Below are 2,171 nucleotides of genomic sequence, written 5' to 3'. Positions count from 1 at the left end.
TAAAAAGAACTCCTAATGCATAGATATCCGTTGATGGATCAGATTGAGAAAAACCATATTGCTCAGGGGCTGCATAACCTTCTGTTCCCATTAAAATGGTATCTCTTGTTTTATCTTCTGTTTCTTTTTTTGCAGCCCCCCAGTCTATTAGCCATACTTTACCATTATTGTCTAAAATAATGTTCTCAGGTTTTATATCTCTATGAATTATTGAAGGCCTTTGGGCGTGAAGAGGTTTTAAAATAGAAATAAGTGACGTTATTATTGCTTTTGCTTCTTTTTCTGAAAATAGATATCCTTCATCTAGTATTGCTCTTATATCTCTTCCTTCAATATATTCTTCAATTATGCTCAAATAAGAGTCATAAATAATAATATCTAATACTTCAGGAATACCTTTATAATGATGATTCATTAAATTGCGATAAACTACTTCAGATTGCTTTGGTACTTTCTTTATAGTTACTATTTTCCCATCTGAAACACGTCTTAGGAGTAAGACTCTCTTATCACCCATATAGGATTTTAAATTTTCATATCCGTTAGGTGTTTCCCTTCTATCTTTTTCCCGTGACAAGTCCATGAGTATATATTACCATATTGACGATTATGGCAGAAAGAAAAACATCAGAATTAAAGTCAATCCTTAAGTCTTCAAGAGTCGAAGATTGGGAGGAGTTTTCAAATAATTACTCCAATACTTTAAATTGGAGAGAGTATTTTCTTTCTCTTCTTGATGAAAAAGGTGTTTCTAAGAGTGATTGCATTAAGCGTAGTAATTTAGAAATACACTATGCTTACCAAATTATTTCAGCAGGAAGAAATCCTTCGAGAGATAAAATAATTGCACTCTGTGTTGGTGGCAGATTTTCAAATGATGAAACAGATAGATGTTTAGAGAAAGCAGGCTATCAGCCTCTATATCCAAAAAATCCGAGAGATGCGCTTATTGCCTGTGCTGAAAATAGTGGAATAGACTCTGTTGTTAAATTAAATATATTACTTTCTGAAAAGTCATTTCTACCACTTGAATGATTATGCTCTAAGCATAACACCTCCGTTTTATTAGTACTTATCATAATGACGGAGGAAATATGAAAACTGTTAAACTTATTATTGGAATTATTGCAATAGTACTTTCTTTTGTACTATTTTTTCAGTCAACGTTAGTCGGCTTAGGTGATGTGCTTTTTGCTGAGGAAGGGGAAACTTCAGGTGGATTTGGAATAGCAATGTCCATACTTATGCTTATTGGTGGAATTGTATCTGTTTCAACAAGGAAATCGAAGGGTGGAGCAATATTTTGCTTGATTAATTATGCTCTCATAGGATTAATTGGTGTAACATGCTCAAAAAACTTCTCTGATCTTGCTATATGGGGATCTATTTCTCTAATTTTTGCAATTATTTACATTATCTCATTATTTATAGACAGAGGCAAAAATGAAGAAAATTAGCCTTGTATTATTGTTTTTAATCCTTTCTTCATTACTATATGCCCTAACTCCTATTACTCCCGTTGTTCTTGTTGATAATAATGAATGTATGATGAAAGTAGTTGCATATGAAGAAGATTCTTGGAGCTTCACACTTAAAGCCCAATGTGAAAATAAATCGAAAGATAAAACATATACTTTCTCTATAACAGATTCTACTGTTAACGGCCTTATGGAGTATTCTTCTGGATATGCTGAAGTACCTCCTAAAAAGAAAGCAAATGTAAGTATTTCTTTTTATGGATTAAAAGAGGATGGTATTAGCAAAGCTTCTGATATTCTATTGTTATTTAGCGTTTATGATAGTGATGATTGGCTTGCTGATCCTGTTGCTAAAGGGCAAGTACATGTATTTCCTTATGGTGAAAAAAATAAGATAAAATACTCGAGAGTGGAAAGCAATAATGATAGGATTTTAGTTGCAAATGAAAAAGTTAAGGTTACTATAATTGAAAGCCAATTTGATACAGCTATAGAGTTAAAGGTTTTTTTAGAAAATAATACAGAAAAAGAAGTTATTTTTTCTCTAGATGATTCCAGTGTAAATGGCTATGTAATAGATCCTTATTGGGCAAAATCAGTATTACCTAATTCAATGACTTATTCATCTATCACTTTGAGCCAAAGAGAATTAGAGGAGAACTTAATCTTTAGTGTTGAAGAAATTGAATTCAC

The 2,171-nt window shown here is 32.0% G+C and carries 4 protein-coding genes; 3 read left to right on the top strand and 1 reads right to left on the bottom strand.

The features are described from left to right. On the bottom strand, nt 1-517 hold a 517-nt coding region (locus SOY52_RS08145), incomplete at its 3' end, for a serine/threonine protein kinase (RefSeq protein WP_320848456.1). A 92-nt stretch (nt 518-609) separates the two neighbouring features. Here SOY52_RS08145 and SOY52_RS08140 point away from each other — a divergent pair. The 3 genes from SOY52_RS08140 to SOY52_RS08130 all read left to right on the top strand — a co-directional run. Beyond that, nucleotides 610-1,035, top strand: coding sequence for a hypothetical protein (locus tag SOY52_RS08140; protein ID WP_320848455.1), 426 nt, complete (start codon nt 610-612; stop codon nt 1,033-1,035). Between the two features lie 59 nt (nt 1,036-1,094). Then, nucleotides 1,095-1,457 carry a hypothetical protein gene (locus SOY52_RS08135; protein ID WP_320848454.1) on the top strand — a complete coding sequence of 121 codons (363 nt, stop codon included), beginning with the start codon at nt 1,095-1,097 and terminating at the stop codon, nt 1,455-1,457. After that, on the top strand, nt 1,444-2,171 hold a 728-nt coding region (locus SOY52_RS08130), incomplete at its 3' end, for a hypothetical protein (RefSeq protein WP_320848453.1). The genes SOY52_RS08135 and SOY52_RS08130, both read left to right, overlap by 14 nt.

It is taken from the genome of Bullifex sp. (assembly GCF_034103065.1).
Classification (GTDB): domain Bacteria; phylum Spirochaetota; class Spirochaetia; order Sphaerochaetales; family Sphaerochaetaceae; genus Bullifex.
Note: the sequence above shows the minus strand (reverse complement) of the source record. Positions and strands in the feature narration are given on the sequence as shown.